The 19592-nt window shown below is 71.8% G+C and carries 22 protein-coding genes; 13 read left to right on the top strand and 9 right to left on the bottom strand.

Going from position 1 to position 19592, the window contains the following annotated elements:
* Positions 1 to 24: 24 nt before the first annotated feature.
* The 3 genes from ACZ5VC_RS19785 to ACZ5VC_RS19775 all read right to left on the bottom strand — a co-directional run bounded on the left by ACZ5VC_RS19785 (position 25) and on the right by ACZ5VC_RS19775 (position 3671).
* Positions 25 to 1239 carry an acetyl-CoA C-acetyltransferase gene (locus ACZ5VC_RS19785; protein ID WP_469121303.1) on the bottom strand — a complete coding sequence of 405 codons (1215 nt, stop codon included), beginning with the start codon at positions 1237 to 1239 and terminating at the stop codon, positions 25 to 27.
* Between the two features lie 54 nt (positions 1240 to 1293).
* Complete coding sequence (locus ACZ5VC_RS19780) at positions 1294 to 2436, bottom strand: acyl-CoA dehydrogenase family protein (protein ID WP_469121302.1); 1143 nt, start codon at positions 2434 to 2436, stop codon at positions 1294 to 1296.
* A gap of 107 nt (positions 2437 to 2543) precedes the next feature.
* On the bottom strand, positions 2544 to 3671 hold the full coding sequence (locus ACZ5VC_RS19775; RefSeq protein ID WP_469121301.1) for a CaiB/BaiF CoA transferase family protein: 1128 nt from the start codon (positions 3669 to 3671) through the stop codon (positions 2544 to 2546).
* Between the two features lie 203 nt (positions 3672 to 3874).
* On the opposite strand from ACZ5VC_RS19775, the gene ACZ5VC_RS19770 reads away from it, so the two are divergent.
* Positions 3875 to 4327: a DinB family protein gene (locus ACZ5VC_RS19770; protein WP_469121334.1), complete on the top strand. Its 453-nt coding sequence runs from the start codon at positions 3875 to 3877 to the stop codon at positions 4325 to 4327.
* Between the two features lie 84 nt (positions 4328 to 4411).
* Positions 4412 to 5590 carry a saccharopine dehydrogenase family protein gene (locus tag ACZ5VC_RS19765; RefSeq protein ID WP_469121300.1) on the top strand — a complete coding sequence of 393 codons (1179 nt, stop codon included), beginning with the start codon at positions 4412 to 4414 and terminating at the stop codon, positions 5588 to 5590.
* 10 nt (positions 5591 to 5600) lie between these two features.
* Here ACZ5VC_RS19765 and ACZ5VC_RS19760 read toward each other — a convergent pair whose 3' ends face one another.
* The 3 genes from ACZ5VC_RS19760 to ACZ5VC_RS19750 all read right to left on the bottom strand — a co-directional run bounded on the left by ACZ5VC_RS19760 (position 5601) and on the right by ACZ5VC_RS19750 (position 7015).
* Positions 5601 to 5978: a VOC family protein gene (locus ACZ5VC_RS19760; RefSeq protein ID WP_469121299.1), complete on the bottom strand. Its 378-nt coding sequence runs from the start codon at positions 5976 to 5978 to the stop codon at positions 5601 to 5603.
* A gap of 94 nt (positions 5979 to 6072) precedes the next feature.
* Positions 6073 to 6192, bottom strand: a complete 120-nt coding sequence (mmpA, locus tag ACZ5VC_RS19755; RefSeq protein ID WP_469121333.1) for a morphogenic membrane protein MmpA — start codon at positions 6190 to 6192, stop codon at positions 6073 to 6075.
* A gap of 109 nt (positions 6193 to 6301) precedes the next feature.
* The gene (locus tag ACZ5VC_RS19750; protein WP_469121298.1) at positions 6302 to 7015 is read right to left on the bottom strand and encodes an endonuclease V; all 714 of its coding nucleotides are present in this window, start codon (positions 7013 to 7015) and stop codon (positions 6302 to 6304) included.
* Positions 7016 to 7094: 79 nt separating this feature from the next.
* Here ACZ5VC_RS19750 and ACZ5VC_RS19745 point away from each other — a divergent pair, with 79 nt between their 5' ends.
* The gene (locus ACZ5VC_RS19745; RefSeq protein ID WP_469121297.1) at positions 7095 to 7394 is read left to right on the top strand and encodes a YciI family protein; all 300 of its coding nucleotides are present in this window, start codon (positions 7095 to 7097) and stop codon (positions 7392 to 7394) included.
* 34 nt (positions 7395 to 7428) lie between these two features.
* Here the strand turns inward: ACZ5VC_RS19745 and ACZ5VC_RS19740 are convergent, their stop codons facing one another.
* Complete coding sequence (locus ACZ5VC_RS19740; protein ID WP_469121296.1) at positions 7429 to 8529, bottom strand: WD40/YVTN/BNR-like repeat-containing protein; 1101 nt, start codon at positions 8527 to 8529, stop codon at positions 7429 to 7431.
* A 216-nt stretch (positions 8530 to 8745) separates the two neighbouring features.
* Here ACZ5VC_RS19740 and ssgD point away from each other — a divergent pair, with 216 nt between their 5' ends.
* From ssgD to ACZ5VC_RS19700, 8 genes are all read left to right on the top strand, one after another.
* On the top strand, positions 8746 to 9162 hold the full coding sequence (gene ssgD / locus ACZ5VC_RS19735; protein WP_469121295.1) for a spore wall synthesis regulator SsgD: 417 nt from the start codon (positions 8746 to 8748) through the stop codon (positions 9160 to 9162).
* Between the two features lie 307 nt (positions 9163 to 9469).
* Positions 9470 to 11110 (top strand): ABC-F family ATP-binding cassette domain-containing protein, encoded by a 1641-nt coding sequence (locus ACZ5VC_RS19730; protein WP_469121294.1) that lies wholly within the window; start codon positions 9470 to 9472, stop codon positions 11108 to 11110.
* Positions 11111 to 11200: 90 nt separating this feature from the next.
* On the top strand, positions 11201 to 11977 hold the full coding sequence (ddaH, locus tag ACZ5VC_RS19725; protein ID WP_469121293.1) for a dimethylargininase: 777 nt from the start codon (positions 11201 to 11203) through the stop codon (positions 11975 to 11977).
* A 124-nt stretch (positions 11978 to 12101) separates the two neighbouring features.
* Positions 12102 to 13076: an acyl-ACP desaturase gene (locus tag ACZ5VC_RS19720; RefSeq protein ID WP_469121292.1), complete on the top strand. Its 975-nt coding sequence runs from the start codon at positions 12102 to 12104 to the stop codon at positions 13074 to 13076.
* A gap of 127 nt (positions 13077 to 13203) precedes the next feature.
* Positions 13204 to 13581, top strand: coding sequence for a hypothetical protein (locus tag ACZ5VC_RS19715; protein ID WP_469121291.1), 378 nt, complete (start codon positions 13204 to 13206; stop codon positions 13579 to 13581).
* Positions 13574 to 14800 carry a hypothetical protein gene (locus ACZ5VC_RS19710; RefSeq protein ID WP_469121290.1) on the top strand — a complete coding sequence of 409 codons (1227 nt, stop codon included), beginning with the start codon at positions 13574 to 13576 and terminating at the stop codon, positions 14798 to 14800. The genes ACZ5VC_RS19715 and ACZ5VC_RS19710 overlap by 8 nt, the downstream gene beginning before the upstream one ends.
* A gap of 8 nt (positions 14801 to 14808) precedes the next feature.
* A complete protein-coding gene (locus ACZ5VC_RS19705) occupies positions 14809 to 15510 on the top strand; it encodes a hypothetical protein (protein ID WP_469121289.1) in 702 nt (233 codons plus the stop codon).
* A gap of 56 nt (positions 15511 to 15566) precedes the next feature.
* Positions 15567 to 15821, top strand: coding sequence for a WhiB family transcriptional regulator (locus tag ACZ5VC_RS19700; protein WP_469121288.1), 255 nt, complete (start codon positions 15567 to 15569; stop codon positions 15819 to 15821).
* 53 nt (positions 15822 to 15874) lie between these two features.
* On the opposite strand, the gene ACZ5VC_RS19695 is transcribed toward ACZ5VC_RS19700, so the two are convergent.
* Complete coding sequence (locus tag ACZ5VC_RS19695; protein ID WP_469121287.1) at positions 15875 to 16672, bottom strand: VOC family protein; 798 nt, start codon at positions 16670 to 16672, stop codon at positions 15875 to 15877.
* A gap of 274 nt (positions 16673 to 16946) precedes the next feature.
* Between ACZ5VC_RS19695 and ACZ5VC_RS19690 the strand changes: the two genes are divergently transcribed.
* Together ACZ5VC_RS19690 and ACZ5VC_RS19685 are read left to right on the top strand one after the other, a co-directional pair.
* On the top strand, positions 16947 to 17879 hold the full coding sequence (locus ACZ5VC_RS19690; RefSeq protein ID WP_469121286.1) for a hypothetical protein: 933 nt from the start codon (positions 16947 to 16949) through the stop codon (positions 17877 to 17879).
* Positions 17880 to 18044: 165 nt separating this feature from the next.
* Positions 18045 to 18326 (top strand): hypothetical protein, encoded by a 282-nt coding sequence (locus ACZ5VC_RS19685; RefSeq protein ID WP_469121285.1) that lies wholly within the window; start codon positions 18045 to 18047, stop codon positions 18324 to 18326.
* Between the two features lie 76 nt (positions 18327 to 18402).
* On the opposite strand, the gene ACZ5VC_RS19680 is transcribed toward ACZ5VC_RS19685, so the two are convergent.
* Positions 18403 to 19413, bottom strand: coding sequence for a multicopper oxidase domain-containing protein (locus tag ACZ5VC_RS19680; RefSeq protein ID WP_469121284.1), 1011 nt, complete (start codon positions 19411 to 19413; stop codon positions 18403 to 18405).
* Positions 19414 to 19592 lie beyond the last annotated feature (179 nt).

Below are 19592 nucleotides of genomic sequence, written 5' to 3'. Positions count from 1 at the left end.
GAAGAGGAGGGGGAACGGACGGGATCAGAGACGCTCGACGATCGTGGCGATGCCCATGCCGCCGCCGACGCAGAGGGTGGCGAGGCCGTACCGCTTGTCCTGGCGCTCCAGCTCGTCGATGAGGGTGCCGAGGATCATCGCGCCGGTGGCGCCGAGCGGGTGGCCCATGGCGATGGCGCCGCCGTTCACGTTGACCTTGTCCAGCGAGAGGCCCATGTCCTTGACGAAGCGCAGGACGACGCCGGCGAACGCCTCGTTGATCTCGACCAGGTCGATGTCGTCGATGGTCAGGCCGGCCTTGGCGAGGGCCTTGTGGCTCGCGGGCGCGGGGCCGGTGAGCATGATGGTCGGCTCGGAGCCGGAGACCGCGGCGGCGACGATCCGGGCGCGGGGCGTGAGGCCGTAGCGCTCGCCGACGGTCTTCGAGCCGATGGCGACCAGCGAGGCGCCGTCGACGATGCCGGAGGAGTTGCCGGCGTGGTGGACGTGGTCGATCTTCTCGACCCAGTGGTACTTCTGCAGTGCGACGGCGTCGAAGCCGCCCATGTCACCGATGGCGGCGAAGGAGGGCTTGAGGGAGGCGAGCGAGTCGGCGGTGGTGCCGGGGCGCATGTGCTCGTCTTGGTCGAGGACGACCAGGCCGTTGCGGTCGCGCACGGGGACCACGGACCGGTCGAAGCGGCCGTCCTTCCAGGCGGCGGCGGCCCGCTCCTGGGAGAGCGCGGCGTACTCGTCGACATCGCGGCGGGAGTAGCCCTCCAGCGTGGCGATGAGGTCGGCGCCGATGCCCTGGGGGACGAAGCCGGTGTCGTAGTTGGTCATCGGGTCGGCGAACCAGGCGCCGCCGTCGGAGGCCATCGGGACGCGGGACATCGACTCGACCCCGCCGGCCAGGACCAGGTCCTCCCAGCCGGAGCGGATCTTCATGGCGGCCATGTTGACGGCTTCGAGGCCGGAGGCACAGAAGCGGTTCTCCTGGACGCCGGCGACGGTGTCGGGCAGGCCGGCGGCGATGGCGGAGATCCGGGCGATGTCCGAGCCCTGGTCGCCCACCGGGCCGACGACGCCCAGCACGATGTCGTCGATCGCGGCCGGGTCGAGACCGGGGAAGCGGCCCCGGATCTCATGGATGAGTCCGACCACCAGGTCGATCGGCTTGGTGCCGTGCAGGGCGCCATTGGCCTTTCCGCGCCCGCGCGGGGTGCGGATCGCGTCGTACACATACGCTTCGGTGCTCACTGGTCTGGAGCCTTTCTGACAACGCAGCGGGAGGGTTGAGGTGAGGGTCGGGGGTCAGCCGAGCAGGGAACGGCCGATGATCTCCTTCATGATCTCGGTCGTGCCGCCGTAGATGGTCTGGATGCGCCCGTCGGTGAAGGCCCGGGCCACGCGGTATTCGGCCATGTAGCCGTACCCCCCGTGCAGTTGCAGACAGCGGTCGGCCACGCGCTTCTGCAGTTCCGTGGCCCACCATTTCGCCATCGAGGCGTGGACCGCGTCGAGCTCCCCGTTCGAGTGATCGACGATGCAGCGGTCGAGGAACGTACGGGTGACGGCGCACTCGGTGGCCATCTCCGCGATCTCGAAGCGGATGTGCTGGAGCTTGGCGAGCGGCCTCCCGAAGGCCTCGCGCTCCTTCACGTACGCGGTGGTGATCTCCAGGAGGTGTTCGGCGGCGGCGATGCCGGCGACGGCGATGCCCATGCGCTCCTGGGCGAGGTTGGTCATCAGATGGACGAAGGCGCCGTTGAGCTCGCCGAGGAGGTTCTCCTTGGGCACGCGGACGTCGTGGAAGAACAGCTCTGCGGTGTCCTGGGACTTCTGGCCGATCTTGTCGAGGTTGCGGCCGCGCTCGAAGCCCTCCGCTCCCCGCTCGACCACGAGCAGCGAGAGTCCGTGCGCCCCGCCCTCGGGAGTGGTCTTCGCGACGACGACCACCAGGTCGGCGAGGATGCCGTTGGAGATGAAGGTCTTGGAGCCGTTGAGCAGCCAGTGATCACCCCGGTCCTCGGCGGAGGTCCGTATCCCCTGGAGGTCGGAGCCCGCCCCGGGCTCGGTCATGGCGATGGCCGTGATGATCTCGCCGCTGCAGAAGCCGGGCAGCCAGCGCCGCTTCTGCTCGTCGGTGGCGAGCCCGGTCAGATAGGGCCCGATGATGTCGTTGTGCAGACCGAGGGCGAGCCCGGCGGCGCCCGCCCGGGTGAACTCCTCGGCGAGCACGGCGCTGTAGCGGAAGTCCGCGTTCCCGCCGCCTCCGTACTCCTCCGGGACGGCGAGGCCGAGCAGCCCCTGCCGTCCGGCGGCCCGCCAGGCGTCGCGCGAGACGATGCCGTCCTTCTCCCACTGGTCGTAGTGCGGGAGTACTTCCTTGTCGAGGAACGTACGGACGGTCTCCCGGAACGCGTCGTGCTCGGCGGTGAAGATCTGGCGCTTCAACTCGTCCTCCTGCAATCGGTGTGCGGCCTCACCCTGTGGCGCCTCATTCCTGTGTCGCCCGTCCCCTTCTACTTCCACGTCCTCTGTCCCCTGTCGCCTTTCTCCTTCTACGGCGCGATGCCCGGGACGTCCCAGTCCCGGGCGACCTCGTCCATGTCGGCGCCGGGCAGCGCGGGTCCGCTCCGTACGGCGGCAGGGGTCGCCGAGAAGCGGGGCGCGGGGGCGGGCTGGGTGAAACCGGCGTGGTCGACGAAGGTCGAGCGGGCGGCGAGATGCGGATGCGCGGGCGCCTCGCTCAGCGACAGGACGGGGGCGACGCAGGCGTCCGAGCCCTCGAACACGGCGGTCCACTCGTCCCGGGTCCTGGTGCGGAAGCGCGCGGCCACGGCGGCGCGCAGCTCCTCCCAGCGGCCCAGGTCCTTGCGGGCCGGCGCCTCGTCCGTCAGTCCGATCAGGGCGATGAACTCGTCGTAGAACTGCTGCTCCAGCGCCCCGACCGCCATGTACTGGCCGTCGGAGGTCTCGTAGTTCCCGTAGAAGGGGCAGCCGCCGTCCAGCAGGTTGGCTCCGCGCCGGTCCTGCCAGCCGCCGGCCGCCATCATGCCGTGGATCATGGTCGCGAGGTGGGCGGCCCCGTCGACGATCGCCGCGTCGACGACCTGGCCCTCCCCTCGGGCGCGGGCGTGCTGGAGGGCGGCGAGCACACCGACGACCAGGTAGAGCGAGCCGCCGGCGTAGTCCCCGACGAGATTGGCGGGCACGGTCGGCGGCTCGTCCTCCTTGCCGATCATGGAGAGGGTGCCGGTGATGGCGATGTACGCGATGTCGTGCCCGGCCCGCTGGGCGAGCGGTCCGTCCTGGCCCCAGCCGGTCATCCGCCCGTAGACCAGCCGGGGGTTGCGGGCGAGGCACGCGTCGGGGCCGACGCCGAGCCGCTCGGCGACGCCGGGGCGGTATCCCTCGATGAGGATGTCGGCGCGTTCCACCAGGTCGAGGACGCGCGCGGCCCCGCCGTCGCCCTTGAGGTCGATCAGCACGGACCGCTTGTTGCGGTTGGTGAGGTCGTACGCCGGGTCGATGCCGAGGCCGGAGCCGCCGGGCCGGTCGACCCGCACGACATCGGCGCCGAGATCGGCCAGGAGCATGGCGGCGAACGGCCCGGGCCCGATGCCCGCCAGCTCGACCACGCGCACTCCGGCCAGCGGGCCGCTGCCACCGTTCCCTGTCGCTGCCATCAAGCCCCCAGCACTGTGACACTACTGATGTAACAGCAGCGATGCTAAGAACACGTTCCACTCGGCACAAGCCCCTGGGCCGAGCAAGCGCTTGATCCTGGACCGGAATTCTCGGTCCCGCGGCCCGGAGGTCGGCATGATGAGCCGATGCGGCACGATCACACGCGCACCGAGCCCCGCACTCCGGCGACGAGCTCGCCACCCTGACCGGGATCCTGGAGTTCCAGCGCTCCACGCTGGTCATGAAATGCGCCGGGCTGAGCGCGGAACAGCTGGCGCGGCGGGCCGTCCCGCCGTCGGGCCTCTCCCTCCTCGGCCTGGTCAGGCACCTCGCCGAGGTGGAGCGGAGCTGGTTCCGGCGCACCTTCAAGGACGAGATGGCCCCCGCCCACTGGCCGGGCCCCGAGCCCGGCTCGTCCGCCGAGTTCGACGTCGACGGGGCCGATCCGCAGGAGGCGTTCCGGATATGGCGCGAGGAGTGCGCGCGGTCCCGGGCCACCGTGGAGGAGGCCGACTCCCTCGACGTCACCGGCCTCCACGGCGACGAGCCGTACTCGCTGCGCTACGTCCTCACCCACCTGATCAAGGAGTACGCGCGCCACAACGGCCACGCCGACCTGCTCCGGGAGAGCGTCGACGGCTCGACCGGGGAGTGACTCACGCCCGCTCCGGGGCGACCGCTAGGCTCCGCCTCCGACGGCAGCGGGCCACGGGCTCGCGGGGCGAACGCGGAGGGCTGGATGGACACAGGGCGGGCGTACGACGTGGTGCTCTTCGGGGCAACCGGTTTCGTCGGGGAGCTGACCGCGGAGTACCTCGCCGCGCATGCTCCGGACGAGTGCCGGTGGGCCCTCGCCGGGCGCAGCCCCGAGAAGCTCGAGCGCCTGCGCGACCGGCTCGCCGCGACCTGGCCCGGGTGTGCGGACCTTCCGCTGCTGACGGCCGACGCGCAGGACCCCGGCTCACTGCGGGAGATCGCCGAGTCGGCCCGGGTCGTGGCCACCACCGTGGGGCCGTACGTCTGGTACGGCGACGCCCTGGTCTCCGCGTGCGCCGAGGCCGGGACGGACTATGTGGACCTGACCGGCGAGGCGGAGTTCGTCGACCTGATGTACGTACGGCACGACGCACGCGCCCGGGAGACCGGCGCCCGGATCGTGCACGCCTGCGGCTTCGACTCCGTCCCCTGCGATCTGGGCGTGTACTACACCGTCCAACAGCTGCCGCAGGACGTGCCGCTGCGGACCGAGGGCTTCGTACGCGCGGGCGCGGTCTTCTCCGGCGGCACGTTCGCCTCCGCGCTGACCGCGATGGGGCGCGGGCGGCAGATACTGCGGGCCGCCCACGAGCGCCGGCTGCACGAGCCCCGGCTGGTGGGGCGCCGGGCCCGGGCTCCACTGGGCACCCCGCACTTCAGCCGGGAGACCGGCACCTGGGCCCTGCCGCTGCCGGTGCTAGACCCGCAGGTCGTGGCACGCTCGGCGGCCGCGCTCGGCCGGTACGGTCCGGACTTCCGCTACCGCCACTACGCGTCGGTGCGGACGCTCCCGATGGCACTCGGCGGCGCGGCAGCCGCGGGCGCGGGCGTGGTGCTCGCCCAACTCGCGCCGCTGCGCACGTGGCTGATGGACCGTTACGAGCCGGGGCAGGGGCCGAGCGAGGAGCGCAGGAAGCGCAGCTGGTTCTCCCTGCGCTTCGTCGGCGAGGGAGGCGGGCGCCGGGTCTTCACGGAGGTGTCGGGCGGCGATCCGGGCTACGACGAGACGGCGAAGATGCTCGCCGAGTCGGCGCTCAGCCTCGCCTTCGACGACCTGCCCAAGACCGCCGGCCAGGTCACCACGGCCGTCGCGATGGGCGACGCACTGCTGGAGCGGCTGCGGGCGGCGGGCATCCGCTTCCGGGTCGCGGACGCGCGCTGAGTCCTCCGCGTCAGTGGCGTACGAGACAGAAGGGGTGGCCCGCGGGGTCGGCGTAGACACGCCAGCTCCGCGTGCCGCCCCCGTCGTCGAGCAACGCAGCACCCAGGGTGACCACTTCGCGCTGGGCCCGCTCCAAGTCGTCGACGCGGACGTCCAGATGAAACTGCTGGGGCCGTGACGGCTCCCCGTGGACCGGCGGCCGGTGATCCTCCACCCGCTGGAACGCCAGCACCGGCCCCGCGTCCGGGTGCAGCGTCGCCCAGCCCTCGCCGACGGCCCACTGGGGATCGGGGCGGTTCACCTCTCCGCCGAGCAGCCCCCGATAGAACCGGGCGAGTACCTGAACGTCGGCACAGTCCAGGACCACACACTGCAGGCTGCCGATCATGCGCCGCTCCCTCTCACTGGGCCTCCCGGACCCGCCGGACGGCCGGCTCCTTCCGGGCCTCCCCGGATCCTTTCAGCACGGCCCCGGGCACCGGTCACAGGGCCGCGGCCCAGACGGCGATGGTGTAGGCCATGGACCCCAGCCAGCCGAGCCCGACGAGCCCGGCCACGATCAGAACGGTCATGACGCCGCGCTCAACGGGGCGCGGAGGCATCGGAGTTGTCATGGGGCCCAGCCTGTCTGCCCTGATCGGCCGGGAGTATCCGTACTCGTACTCAGCTTGCGGAACGGAGTGACGAGGTGGGACGCCTCGCCCGCGCCGGTCAGCCCTCGGTCGCGCCCGTCGTCTCCCGCAGCGCCCGGCGGCACAGTGCGTCGGCCAGGCGTGTGGTCTGCGGGAGCCGGTAGCGGGGAGTCAGCAGGAGCGTGTGGGCGCAGGCCGTCTCCAGGGTGACGCGGTGGCCCGCGGAGACGAAGACGGGCTTGACGCCGCCCTGGGTGCGCAGGGCCCGGCCGACCGCCTCGCGGCCCTGGGCGTCGTCGGCGACGAGGGGGCTGAAGTCGCCGCGCCGCTCGCCCGGTTGCTCGTAGGAGAAGGTGAAGGGATTCTTCGCGACCCCGATGACGGGCAGGTCGGTGAGGACACCGAGGTGGCTGGCGAGGCCGAAGCGGCGCGGGTGGGCGCGGCCGTAGCCGTCGCAGACGACGAGGCCGGGGTCCGTGGTCAGTGACTCCAGCGCGGCGAGCACGGTCGGGATCTCCCGGAAGGCGAGCAGCCCCGGGACATAGGGGAAGGAGATGCGGCCGACGGCGGTGGCTTCCTCGACCACGTCGAGCGTCCGGGCGTCGAGGACGACGGCGGCCGCGGCGACGACGTCCCGCTCGTCGTCGTACGCCACGTCGACGCCGGTCACCACTCCGGTGCCGGGCGCCGGGCCGGGCTCGTCGAGGACGACTCGTTCGCGCAGTTCGTCCTGTATGCGTCGCGCGGTCGCCTCGTCGGCCGGCCAGCCCGCGGGAGTTTCGATGATCGTCATGGTGATGGCCAGCTTACGGCCGGGCCCACCCTGCGGACCGGCCCGATCGGATCGCTGCCCGCCCGGTAACCTGCCGATCATGTTCGTACTGGAATTGACCTACACCGCCCCCGTCGAGCAGGTCGACGAGCTGCTCGCCGCCCATGTCGAGTGGCTGGACGCGCAGTACGCCGAGGGCGTGTTCATCGCCTCGGGGCGGAAGAACCCGCGGGACGGCGGCGTGATCCTGGCCGTCGGGGACGACCGCGCGCGGATCGAGAAGATCACGGCGGCCGACCCCTTCACCGTCGGCGGCGTGTGCGCGTACCGGATCACCGAGTTCTACGCGACCAAGACCGCGCCGGAGCTCGCCCCGTACCGCGAGCAGCTGCCCGGTTAGAGCGCCGCACGGGCCGGAACGACGGACCGCGTGATCACGAAGACGCCTTGAGTGTCAGGCGCGCGACCCTTCCCCGCTCCCCCGACGCCCAGCACCCGAAGTCGGCCGCGCAGTCGACCGTGTCGTACGAGCCGGTGTCGACCGTCCGCCACGTACGGCCGCCGTCGGTGGTCAGGTCGGTCCCGCTGGGACCGACGGCGAGCGCGGCGGCCCGGGTGTGCGGCAGCCATGCGACGCCCGAACGGTAGGCGGGCGGCGGCGTGGTGGCCGGCTGCCAGGTGCGGCCGCCGTCCCGGCTCACCGATCCGGCGTGCGGGGACGGCTGGTCCTTGCGGTAGTCGCCGCCGACCGCGATACCGTGGCCCCGGTCCCGGAAGGCGAGGGCGAAGACCCCGCGGGCCGGGTCGCCGGCCGGGATGCCCGCGTCGGCGGCGGTCCAGTGCAGGCCCCGGTCCGAGGAGTGCAGGACCCGGGCGGTCGCGCCGCCGCCGGTCGCCAGCCAGACGTCCTTCGGGCCGGAACTCACCAGGCACTGCCCGCTCGCCGCGAACCCCGCCTCGCCGGGCTGCGCGTCGGGCATCCCCGCGCTCGGCAGCACCTTCCACGACTTTCCGCCGTCGCCGGTGGACAGGATGCGGTACTTGCCGTCGACCGGGTCGCTCATCGCCAGCCCGTGGCGGCGGTCGAAGAACGTCACGCAGTCGTAGAAGGCCTTCGGATCGGTGTTGCGGAAGGCCTCGGTCCAGGTCTCACCGCCGTCCTCGGTGCGCAGGAGCCGCGACGCCTCGCCCTCCCCGATGGCAAGGACCACGGCCCGCCTCGTGTCGAACGCCTCGATGTCACGGAACTCCAGGTCCGCCGCACCGGCCGGGGACACGTCGCGCCAGGTCCGGCCCCCGTCGGAGGTCCGCAGTACCGTGCCCTTCGATCCGGCGACCCAGGCGCTCTCGCGGTCGACGGCGGCGAGCCCCCGGAAGCGCGCGTCGGTACCCGTGTCGGTCAGCTTCCAGCCCGGCCGCGTGCCGGTCGGCGCGCTTCCCTCGGCTTGCGCGGGAGTGGCCGCGAGGGCCGCGGCGAGCGCCACCCCGCACAGTCCCAGCGACATCATTCGTCTCGTCTTCCCCTTGGACGTCATGGCGCCGGAAGCTAGTCCACGGGGAAGGGCCCGTCCAGGGTGCCTCCCCCGGGCCCTGGCCGGAGCCGACGCGCCCGCCCTCGCCCCCGGCGCCGCGATGACAACGATGGCGGTGACACAGGTCACGCTCCTCTCCAATGCACGCCGCGACTCATTTCGTCGTCCTCCACCCTGTACAGGGAGGCGTCAGCCGAAGCCGCGCGCGAGGAGCAGGCCGTGTCCATCGTCATCGAGCAGGCCGTGCAGGCCCGCCTGGTCGCATCCGCTCCCCGGATGGAGACCGTCTACGCCACGTTGCGGTACGACCGCGAGGATCCGTTCGCGGTGAGCATGGCCTTCCCGCCGCCGGCGACGCTGGAGGGCGTCGAGGTGGCGTGGGCGTTCTCCCGTGAGCTGCTGGCGGCGGGCATGGACGGGCCGGCGGGCGTCGGGGACGTACGGGTACGGCCGTACGGCTACGACCGCACGGTCCTGGAGTTCCACGCGCCCGAGGGAGTGGCCATGGTCCACATCCGCACGTCCGAGGTGCGCGATTTCCTCGAGCGCGCCCAGCACCTCGTGCCGTCGGGACGCGAGCACCACTATCTGGATCTGGACCACGATCTGGCGGAGCTGCTGCGCGACGCGCGGTGACGCGCCGGCCGGTGTCCCCTTGACTGCCGGCTTCCCGCTCCCCTTAATGCGCCGGCTTCCCGCTCCACTTAATTCGCTGGCTTCCCGCTCGGCCCCCGGCGTACCGTCCTCCTCGTTGCCCTGTTGTCGTCGGATCGGAGTAGGACGTTGCTCGTCTGAGGTCTGAGACACCGTGCCGCGCAGCCGCCCCTCGTGCCGCTGTGTGTGCCGTGCGACCTCGGCGTACGAGCCGTTCCCGCTACTCCCCGACCGGTCGCCCGGTGTCTCACCCGTTGCCCCAGCCCTCATCAGCAACCGGGAGACCCGTATGTCAACCCACCCCACCTTCATCACCTGCTCCGACCTCTCCTTCTCCTGGCCCGACGGCAGTGAGGTCCTCGACGGCTTCCGGCTCGCGGTCGGCCCCGGCAGGACCGGACTCGTCGGCCTCAACGGATCCGGCAAGTCGACCCTGTTGAAGCTGATCGCCGGAGAGCTCACCCCGACCGGCGGTACGGTCCGCACGGCGGGCGAGGTCGGACATCTGCCACAGAACCTGGTACTCGACACCACACTGCGGGTCGACCAGGTCCTCGGAATCGCGGCGACCCGCGCGGCACTGCACGCCATCGAGGCGGGCGATGTCCGCGAGAGCCACTTCACCACCGTCGGCGACGACTGGGACGTGGAGGAGCGGGCCCTGGCCGCGCTCGACCAGCTCGGACTCGGACACATCGGCCTCGACCGCTCCATCGGCGAGGTGTCGGGGGGCGAGTCGGTCCTGCTGCGACTGGCCGCTCTGCTGCTGGCCCGCCCGGATGTGCTGTTGCTCGACGAGCCCACCAACAACCTTGACCTGTACGCCCGTCGGCGGCTGTACGCGGCGGTGGAGGCCTGGTCCGGCGTACTCGTCGTGGTCAGCCACGACCGCGATCTGCTGGAACGCGTCGATCAGATCGCCGATCTGCGCGACGGCGAGGTGACGTGGTACGGCGGCTCGTTCTCCGCGTACGAGCGGGCCCTCGCCGCCGAACAGGAGGCGGCCGAACGCATGGTGCGGGTCGCCGAGGCCGATGTGCAGCGCCAGAAGCGCGAACTGTCGGAGGCGCAGATGAAGTTGGCCCGTCGCAAGCGCTACGCGCAGAAGAGCTTCGACAACAAGGTCGTACCCAAGATCGTCGCCAACGGCCGCAAGAGCGACGCGCAGGTGTCGGCCGGCAAGCACCGCGCCCTGCACACCGAGCGGCTCGCCGAAGCCAGGGAGCGCCTCGGCGAGGCGGTGGAGGCGGTGCGCGACGACGACGAGATCCGCATCGAGCTGCCGTACACCACCGTGCACCCGGGGCGGGGCGTCCTGCTGCTGAAGGACCTCGAACTGCGCTACGGAGCCACCGTACGCGGCGAGTTGGAACTGCGCGGCCCCGAGCGGATCGCGCTCGTCGGGCGGAACGGAGCGGGCAAGACGACACTGCTGCGCACGATCGCCGGCGACATGGAGCCCGTCGCGGGCGAAGCGGTCGCGCACGTCCCACTGCGCTTCCTTCCCCAGCGGCTCGATGTGCTGGACGACGACCTGAGCGTGGTGGAGAACGTCGCCCGGTTCGCGCCGGAGGCGACCGCCAACGCGATCAGGGCGCGGCTGGCGCGGTTCCTCTTCAAGGGGGCGCGCGCGGATCAGCCGGCCGGGACACTGTCGGGCGGGGAGCGTTTCCGTGCCGCGCTCGCCGCCCTGCTGCTCGCCGAGCCGGCGCCGCAGCTCCTGATGCTGGACGAGCCGACGAACAACCTCGACATGGCGAGCGTCCGGAAGCTCACCGCGGCCCTGGAGGCGTACGAGGGCGCGCTGATCGTGGCGAGTCACGATGTGCCGTTCCTGGAGTCCTTGGGTATCACCCGGTGGCTGCTGCTCGACGGCGCACTGCGCCCCACGTCGGCGGAGGAGGTGCGAGAGGGGTACGCGACGGCCTGAGGGGGCCGGCCCGGAATGGGCGGCCCGGGCCTGGGCAGCAGACAACCCGGGAACCCCGGCCGATCCGGGGACTTCAGGAGGTGGACGAACGTGCCCAGCTCAATCGCTCTGATCCGGCGCCCCGGCCCGCGCCTCGCCGAGGGACTGGTGACGCACATCGAGCGTTCCCCAGCCGATCCGGCCCGCGCGCTCGCGCAGTGGGACGCGTACACCGCGGCGCTGCGCGCGCACGGCTGGCGGACGGTCGAGGTGGACCCTGCCGACGACTGCCCGGACGCGGTGTTCGTCGAGGACGCCGTTGTGATGTTCCGGAACGTCGCCCTGATCGCCCGCCTCGGCGCCCCCTCCCGCAGAGCGGAGACGCCGGCCGTCGAGGAGGCCCTGACCGCGCTCGGCTGCTCGGTGAACCGGGTCAGGGCGCCGGGCACCCTCGACGGCGGCGACATTCTCAAGATCGGCGACACCGTGTACGTGGGGCGCGGCGGGCGGACGAACGCGGAAGGCGCACGTCAGCTGCGGGCCGCGTTCGAGCCCCTGGGCGCCCGGGTCGTCTCCGTACCGGTGAGCCGGGTCCTGCACCTGAAGTCGGCCGTGACGGCGCTGCCGGACGGCACGGTCATCGGTCATGAGCCGCTCGTCGACCAGCCGTCGCTGTTCCCCCGCTTCCTGCCCGTTCCGGAGGCGGCGGGGTCCCACGTCGTCCTGCTGGGCGGCGGGAAGCTCCTCATGGCGGCGAGCGCGCCCAAGTCGGCGGAGCTCTTCGCGGATCTGGGATACGACCCCGTCGTGGTCGACATCGAGGAGTTCGAGAAGCTCGAAGGCTGCGTGACCTGCCTCTCCGTGCGCGTCCGTGAGCTGCACGCATAACGGAACGTAACCGGACATCAAGCTGAGAGGGCTTGGCCGACCCCTTATCGTCCCCTTAACCTACGGTCTCGTAACCTACGAAGCCGTAGGTATTTCCGCTTGTCCCCGTCCCCCTGGAGCCCCCGTGACGCTCGCCTCTCCCCACCTCGGCAGTTCGGAAGCGTGGACAGACGCCCGACTGCTGTTCGCGCTGGAGGAGGTGGTGGAGAAGGAACTCAACCGCCATCTCAAGGTCACCAAGGACTGGATGCCGCACGAGTACGTGCCGTGGTCCGACGGCCGCAACTTCCCCGGTTTCTTCGAGGACGGTGAAGCCTGGGACCCCTCGCAGTCCAAGGTCACCGACATCGGCAAGATCGCCCTGGTGGTCAACCTCCTCACCGAGGACAACCTCCCCAGCTACCACCACGAGATCGCCACCCTCTTCGGCCGCGAGGGCGCCTGGGGCACCTGGGTGCACCGCTGGACCGCCGAGGAGGGCCGCCACGGCATCGTGATGCGCGACTACCTCCTCGCCTCGCGCGCGGTCGACCCCGACAAGCTCGAGCAGTTCCGCATGGCGCACATGAGTGAGGGCTTCGAGTCGGACAACCGGCACTCGATGCTGCACTCGATCGCGTACGTCGCCTTCCAGGAGCTGGCGACCCGCATCTCGCACCGCAACACCGGCCACCAGTCCGGTGACCCCGTCTGCGACCGGATGCTCGCCCGCATCGCGACCGACGAGAACCTGCACATGGTCTTCTACCGCAACCTGCTGGGCGCGGCCTTCGAGCTCGCCCCGGACCTCACGATGCAGGCGGTACGGGACGTGGTCGTCGAGTTCCGCATGCCCGGGCACGGCATGCCGGGCTTCGAGCGGGCAGCCGCGCAGATGGCGATCGGCGAGATCTACAACCTGCGCATCCACCACGACGACGTCCTGCAGCCGGTGCTGCGCTTCCTGAAGGTGCTGGAGATCGGCGGGCTGGGCCCGCAGGGTCTCAAGGCGCAGGAGGAGCTCGGCCTGTACATGGGCGGGCTCGACTCGGAGGCGAGCAAGTTCGACGCGAAGCTCGCGGCGCGCAAGGCCCGCCTGGCGGCGCGCGCGGCCGGCTGAGCCACCACCGCACGAGATGACGACCCGGGCGTGACGGGCGCCCGGGTGTCAGCGCCCGAAGCCCCCGCCACCCGGCCGAGTGATCGCATTTCTCCGCTTTGGCGATGATCTGCAAGTGTGGTCCGCCATGCATCGCGATCTCCAGGTGGACACCGATCAACTGGGCCGGTTCTCCCGCGCCCTCGGGGAATCCCTCGCCTCGCTCACCGAGGCGAGACGCGCGCTGGAGCACGCCCGCGCCGGCCAGCTGGGCACTGCCGAGCTCGACGAGGCCTGCGACGGCTTCCAGAAGCGCTGGAAGTACGGCGCGGAGCAGCTGGGCGCCCGCATCAAGGCCGTGCGCGAGGGCGTCCACCTCAGCCACGAGGGGTACGTCCAGCTCAACCGCTCGATCGAGGCGGCGTTCCGGGCGGTCACTCCTCACGACGTCGGCGACCGCGGCCACGACAGCGGCGGCCCGCACGACGGCGGCGCCCGGCACGACGGAGGAGTCCGGCGTGACTGAGGCCCCCTACCCCCACCTGGGCTGGGACCCCGCCCCCGGCAGCCCCGCCGAGATCGCCGCCCTGCGCGCCAAACTCACCGCTTCGGCCACCTCTCTCGGCACCGCCCACCGCCTGGTGGCCCAGCTCCTCGGCGAATCCTCGTACTGGCAGGGCGAGGCCGCCGACGCCTTCCGTGAAGCCCTCGACGGCGAGCTGCCCCGTTATCTGAAGAACGCCCACCACTCGCTGTCCAAGGCGGCTGCCCGGCTGGGCGCGTGGCACGACGACCTGGTGGGCTACCAGGCCACGGCGCGGGCGTACGAAACGCGGGCGGCCCTCGAAGCTGCCGCCGTCCGCGAGGCCGAAGCCACGGACACCACGGTGCGCGGCACGCCCGGCGTCTCGGCCGCCGATCTCACGGCGGCGGCGGACGGGGTGACCCGGGCGAGGGCGGCACTCGAAGGCGTGCGGCGGCTGGCCCGCGAGCTGGAGGAGACCCACCGGGTGGAGGCCGGGCGCGTCGCGAAGTCCCTGAGCGAGGCGACGGACCGGCTGGCGCCGAAGGAGTCGGGACGGGCCGGCGGACTGCTGGACTGGGTGGACGGGGATCTGGGGGACGGCCTCAGCTTCCTGTCCGCCGTGGCCGGTCTGGCCGCGGTCCTGCTCTCCGGCCCTCTCCTGGTACCCGTACTTTTCCTCGCCGCCGGTCTGAGCCTCGCGGCGTTCGTCGCGCACGCGAGCGATCCCAAGCTGCGGGCCGCCCTCAAGGGCGGACTGGTCGACGGCCGGCTCGACGCGAAGTTCTGGGGAGCGACCGTCACTCTCGCCGGAGACGCCGTCGGCGCCCTGCCGGGCGTGGGCGCGGTCGCCCAGGGGGCCAGGGGCATGGCGGCGGCCGTCCGGACCGGCCGCGCCACGGGCGAGGGCGTGGCGGCGGGGCTCCGCAGCGGAGCCGGGACGTTCGCCACCGGCTCCGGAACGGCGATGCGACACATCGACGACGCTCCGAAGCCGCTGACTGACTGGGTGGTGCGCCGGACGGGGCCTCGCGCCGAGCGGCCCGTCCTCGTCGGCGCCTCGGCCACCGGAGTCGCCACCTCCGGAACCGGGCTGGTCACCTCGGAGAAGAACGAGACCGCACGGAACACGGCGAGCGCCGTCGACGGCGCCCGGCTCGCGGGGTCCGACGGCCCGAATCTCACGAGCGCGGCGCGGGCGTGGGTCCGCGCCGCACGCTAGGGGACTCCATGAACGACTTCTGGTTCCGGCTGCCGCCGGGGTACGTCGACCTCGACCTCGACCTCGACACCGACGTCCATGCCCGCGCCCACACCGGCACCGAGCCCGATGAGGCCGATGAGGCCGATGAGGCCACCGTGGCCGGGCTCGGTGAGGCCCGCACCCTGCTGAGCCTCCTCGGGGGCCTCGCCGGCCATGACGTCATGCACGCCGCCGTCGGCCTGCACGACAGCGGCGACAGCGGCGTCGGCGAGGGCGGGGGCGGGGGCGGGGGCGGGATCTGCGTGTCGGTCGTGTGCCTCTCCGACTTCGACACCGGCTCCCCGCACGCCAACGCCGCGGCGGCCCGGTGTGCTCTGGGGATGGCGACCGACGCGATGGGCGCCGTACGGACCCGTGAACTCGTCACGCTCGCCTGCGGACGCCCGGCCGCGCTCGCCACCTATGTGCTGCCCGCGCCGCCCGAGGACCTCCTGCGCGCCGCCGGCCTGCCCGCCGCCGGGCGGGACGTCTTCCAGGCCAGGCTGGCCATCGCCCGGCCCCACGGCTCCCATGTCGTCGTCATCGACCTGACCACGACCGAACTGGCCCTCGCCGACGCCTACACCGACATCCTGCTCGGCATCGGGCAGACCGTGGCCTTCGAGGACCCCTCGGCCCGGAGCAGCGCACCGCCGCGACCGAGCCGCCTTCTGGAGGTGCTGCTGTGACCCGCGTTGATGGTTCGTTGACGGCCCGTTTATGGGCGCCGGGCAGCGTGTCCCGCATGCAGATCGACACCACCATCCACGCCGACCCCGAACTGTCCTGGCAGGAGGACGCGCTGTGCGCGCAGGCCGGGCCCGAGTTCTTCTTCCCCGCCCCCGGAGCCTCCACGCGTGAGGCCAAACAGCTCTGCGGCGCCTGCGACGGACGGGTGGCCTGCCTGGAGTACGCGCTCGCCAACGACGAGCGTTTCGGTGTGTGGGGCGGCCTCTCCGAGAAGGAGCGGCACCAGCTGAGGCGCGACAACCGGGCCTGACCCGCCCCGCATCCCCTCGTCCTGAGTCCCACGCCCCGTGTCCCGCCCCGCCCTCAGTCCTCCCTGGGGGCGGTCCTGATCACCGCGAATCGCGCGCCGTACGGGTCGGTGAGCTTGGCGATCCGGCCCACGCCGTCCATGTCCAGCGGCGCGAGCCGGACCGAACCGCCGAGCCGCTCGGCCTCGGCGACGACCCGGTCCACGTCCTCCACCTCGAAGTACGGCAGCCACGAGGGACCGTCGGCCGCCTCGATCGGGTCGGCGTCCAGGGGCACGACCCCGCCGAACATGGCCTCCGCGCCCTGCCCGGCGGGGTTGAGCATCGTGTAGGCGTCGGCGTCGTCGGGCACCTCGGTCGTGGTGGTCTCCGTACCGAAGACGGACCTGTAGAAGGCGATCGCGGCCTCGGGGTCCGGGGTGTACAGCTCGACCCAGCAGAGGGAGCCCGGGGCGTTGACCGTGTCGAGGCCCTCGTTCGTACCGGGTTGCCAGACCGCGAAGCCGACGCCCTCGGGGTCGGTGAAGACGGCCGTGCGCCCCATGTCGAAGACACCCATGGGTTCGAGGGCGACCGCACCGCCGGCCGCCCGGACGGCCGCCGCGGTGGCGTCGGCGTCGGACGTCTTGAAGTAGAGCGTCCAGGCCGGTGGTCCCTGCTCCGGCGCCACGGTCATCCCGCCGGCGACGGTCCTGCCGTCGAGCTGGAACATGCCGTACCCGCCTGTCTCCGGGCCCGCCGACCGGAAGTCCCAGCCGAGGACGCCCCGGTAGAAGGCCTCGGCCCCCTCGAGGTCGGGGGTCGCGAGGTCGAGCCAGTTCGGGGAGCCGGTGGCAAAGGGGGAGGTGAGCACGGACGCTCCTTCGACGGGTCCCTGGGTGCGCTCCCGAGTCTGCTCCGGATCACCTCGGGGCGCATCAGGAGCCCTTACGTCCGAGCCGGATCATCCCGGGGCGCATCAGAACCCTTGCGTCCGATCCGCCGTCTCGGTCAAGATCGACCTCATGACGACCAGAAAGGCTCATGCCGCGTAGGCGCCACTCACTGCCCCCCTCGGCCAACGCGCCGCCGGATCCCGGGAACACCCACGGATCCGTCCAGCCCCCGCCGAGTTCTCCAGGAGCAGCATGAAGCCCAGCGTGAAGCCCACACCCCTGACCCCGTACGCCCTCCCGCCGCGTGGCTACCGGACGTTGCGGATCATCACGAGCACGGTCGACGCGTACGGACGCGTGCACTGGCTGCTCGCCGACCCGCGGATCATGGTCCGCTCCGAGTGGTACGACAACCGCCCCTTCGGCGGCCGCGTGGCGCCGGAGCACGCACCGTACGACGCCGTGGTGGTGACGGTCGACGACGGCGACACGCAGGAGACGCGGCTCAGCGCGGTCGGCCCGCGCTCTCCCCGCATCGACGCCCTGCCGGACGGCGGCTTCGTGCTGGCCGACGCCCGCAGTGCGCCCGACGAACAGCATGTGCAGGTGTTCGACGCCCTGGGGCGCCCGTCGTGGATGTTCCGCGTCGGGGACGGCATCGAGTATCTGCTCGCCGACGAGTCCGGGGACCTGTGGGCGGGTTACTTCGACGAGGGCGTCTTCGGCCACGATCCGCTCAGTTGGCCGGGGCTGCGACGGTGGAGCAGCACCGGCGAGGCACTGTGGAGGTACGCGCCCGCCCCGGGCACCGGGGGAATCAGCGACATCTACGCCCTCAATGTCGGCAAGGGCGTGGCATGGGCCTGCCCCTACCACGAGTTTCCCCTGCTGGAGATCGTCGGCGACGAGGTACGGACCCGGACGTCGCCGGTCCGGAGCGCACATGGACTCGCCGTGCACGGCGACCGGATCGTCTTCGTGGGAGGCCGTACGTTCGGCGCGCTCACCGAGTGCCGGCTGACGCAGGACGCGGCGGTGCCGGTGGCCGAGGGGCTCCTGGTCCACGAGGACGGGAGCCCGCTCCGGCGCCACCGGCGGGTCTGCCGCGGCCCCCGCGTGTACATCCAGGACGAGACGACCGGAGAGTGGTCGGTGCTCGACATCAGTGGTGATCCCACGGCATAGGGCGGGGCCGGTACCACGCGGTCGCGGCGGGTGCCGACGCACGGCCGGGTCCCGGCCGTGCGACAACCACAGGATTGCTGCGATCCGGTGGTGTGCGAAGGAGGGCGGAACCGGCCGGGGCCGTCCGCGCCTCTCCGGTGACATCAACTCCCCCTGGAGGTCCTCATGATGCACACCGAGATCAGCGAGTGGCGCTACACCGACGAGCTGGACGACTTCCTGCTGCCGGCGCCCGACGCCAGCACCCGGCTCTCGTACACGCTGGCGCCGGCCGACCAGCGCCGCGTCGACCTGCACGCGGCGCTGACGGCGGCGGGGATCCCGCCCGGCGCGGGGGACGCCTCGGCGATCGACGCGCTGTCGCTGCTGGACACGACCTCGGTCTCCGCCGTCATCCGCTGGATCAACTGCGGTGCGGGGATGGGCGTCGGCCGCACGGAGTGGTGAGGGCCGCACACAGTGGTGACTGCCGGCCGGCAGGTGATACCGCACTTGGTCACCGGAGGGTGACCCTGCACGTCGGTCAGTGCACGTGCGCGCCGGGCGCGGCGGCCGACGGCTTCGCCGTCACATGGTGCGGCTCGTATCCGGGGATGGTGCCGTCCGCCTTGGCCACCAGGAACAGGCCCGCCATACCCATGTCCGAGTGACTCTGGACATGGCAGTGGTACATCCACGCCCCCGCGCCCACGTGCTCGCCCGCGATGATCTGGAAACCGAAGGAGTCGGCCGGGCCGGTGATCTTGTTGTCGATGATCCGGCTGGGGTCGTCCGGGCCGGTCAGGAGGCCCGTGCGGTTGTCCGCCCAGCGGTGACCGTGCATATGGAACGTGTGGTAGTACTCGCCGTGCGTGATCATCACGATCTCGACGCGCTCCCCCACCGTCGCCCGGAAGTCCGGACTCTGGTGGCCCGGCTTGTTGTTGATCGTCATGTCGTTGAAGACGATGGTGAACTGCTTGTCGGGGAGGACGTCCCCCTTCCGCCGCACGACCACGGGTCCGTACATGCCTTTCCGGATGCCGCCGGTGCCGTGGTCCGTGCCCACGACATGGTCGTGGTAATGCCAGTAACCGGCGCTGCCCGGGCGCCAGGTGCCGTCCTTGCGGCGGCCCGGGGCATGTGTGCGCCAGGTGTACGTACGGGTCCCGCCGGGTTCCACATGGCTCTTGTTCATCCGGGTGCCGTCGCTGGCCACGTCGTAGTCCACTCCGTGGACATGGAGGCTGGCCGGGACGTCCATGGTGTTCTCGAACTCGATGTGGAGGGTGTCGCCCTCGATGAGCTCGATCACCGGGCCGGGGATCGACGCCTTGCCCTTCTCCAGTCCGTACCCCATCTGACCGTCCGCCAGTTTCTCGGCGTACATCTTCATATGGCGCACCTGGCCGCCCGCAGGGGCCGTCGGCGGCGGGGTCTCGGCGGGCGCCGCTGACGCCGCGTCGGGCGCGGCCGCGAGCGACAACGATGTCACGCCCGTCACGGCGACCGCGCTCCCGGTCAGCAGGCGTCGGTTGAAGCTCCGTCGGTCCATGCCGAACTCCCAGATGGTGTGCGGGGGTTGACGGGGCGTGAGGGACCCCGGGATCGAGCCACACCGTAGCGGGACGACCCTGGTTTATCCACACCCAGGACAAAGTTCGCGTGGTTACTGCCGTACCTATTGGCGCGCCACCGAAAGAGGTCTAGCTTCGTCGTCGTTTGCTGTGACCT

The organism is Streptomyces sp. NPDC033174, from assembly GCF_055577795.1.
Note: the sequence above shows the minus strand (reverse complement) of the source record. Positions and strands in the feature narration are given on the sequence as shown.

Bases quoted from the DNA above. Each gene is read 5' to 3' on its own strand.
- ACZ5VC_RS19760 (WP_469121299.1), bottom strand. From the start codon at position 5,978: ATGATCGGCAGCCTGCAGTGTGTGGTCCTGGACTGTGCCGACGTTCAG.
- ACZ5VC_RS19715 (WP_469121291.1), top strand. From the start codon at position 13,204: ATGCATCGCGATCTCCAGGTGGACACCGATCAACTGGGCCGGTTCTCC.
- ACZ5VC_RS19765 (WP_469121300.1), top strand. From the start codon at position 4,412: ATGGACACAGGGCGGGCGTACGACGTGGTGCTCTTCGGGGCAACCGGT.
- ACZ5VC_RS19680 (WP_469121284.1), bottom strand. From the start codon at position 19,413: ATGGACCGACGGAGCTTCAACCGACGCCTGCTGACCGGGAGCGCGGTC.
- ACZ5VC_RS19700 (WP_469121288.1), top strand. From the start codon at position 15,567: ATGCAGATCGACACCACCATCCACGCCGACCCCGAACTGTCCTGGCAG.
- ACZ5VC_RS19745 (WP_469121297.1), top strand. From the start codon at position 7,095: ATGTTCGTACTGGAATTGACCTACACCGCCCCCGTCGAGCAGGTCGAC.
- ACZ5VC_RS19775 (WP_469121301.1), bottom strand. From the start codon at position 3,671: ATGGCAGCGACAGGGAACGGTGGCAGCGGCCCGCTGGCCGGAGTGCGC.
- ACZ5VC_RS19705 (WP_469121289.1), top strand. From the start codon at position 14,809: ATGAACGACTTCTGGTTCCGGCTGCCGCCGGGGTACGTCGACCTCGAC.
- ACZ5VC_RS19730 (WP_469121294.1), top strand. From the start codon at position 9,470: ATGTCAACCCACCCCACCTTCATCACCTGCTCCGACCTCTCCTTCTCC.
- ACZ5VC_RS19685 (WP_469121285.1), top strand. From the start codon at position 18,045: ATGATGCACACCGAGATCAGCGAGTGGCGCTACACCGACGAGCTGGAC.
- ACZ5VC_RS19740 (WP_469121296.1), bottom strand. From the start codon at position 8,529: ATGACGTCCAAGGGGAAGACGAGACGAATGATGTCGCTGGGACTGTGC.
- ACZ5VC_RS19750 (WP_469121298.1), bottom strand. From the start codon at position 7,015: ATGACGATCATCGAAACTCCCGCGGGCTGGCCGGCCGACGAGGCGACC.
- ACZ5VC_RS19690 (WP_469121286.1), top strand. From the start codon at position 16,947: ATGAAGCCCAGCGTGAAGCCCACACCCCTGACCCCGTACGCCCTCCCG.
- mmpA (WP_469121333.1), bottom strand. From the start codon at position 6,192: ATGCCTCCGCGCCCCGTTGAGCGCGGCGTCATGACCGTTCTGATCGTG.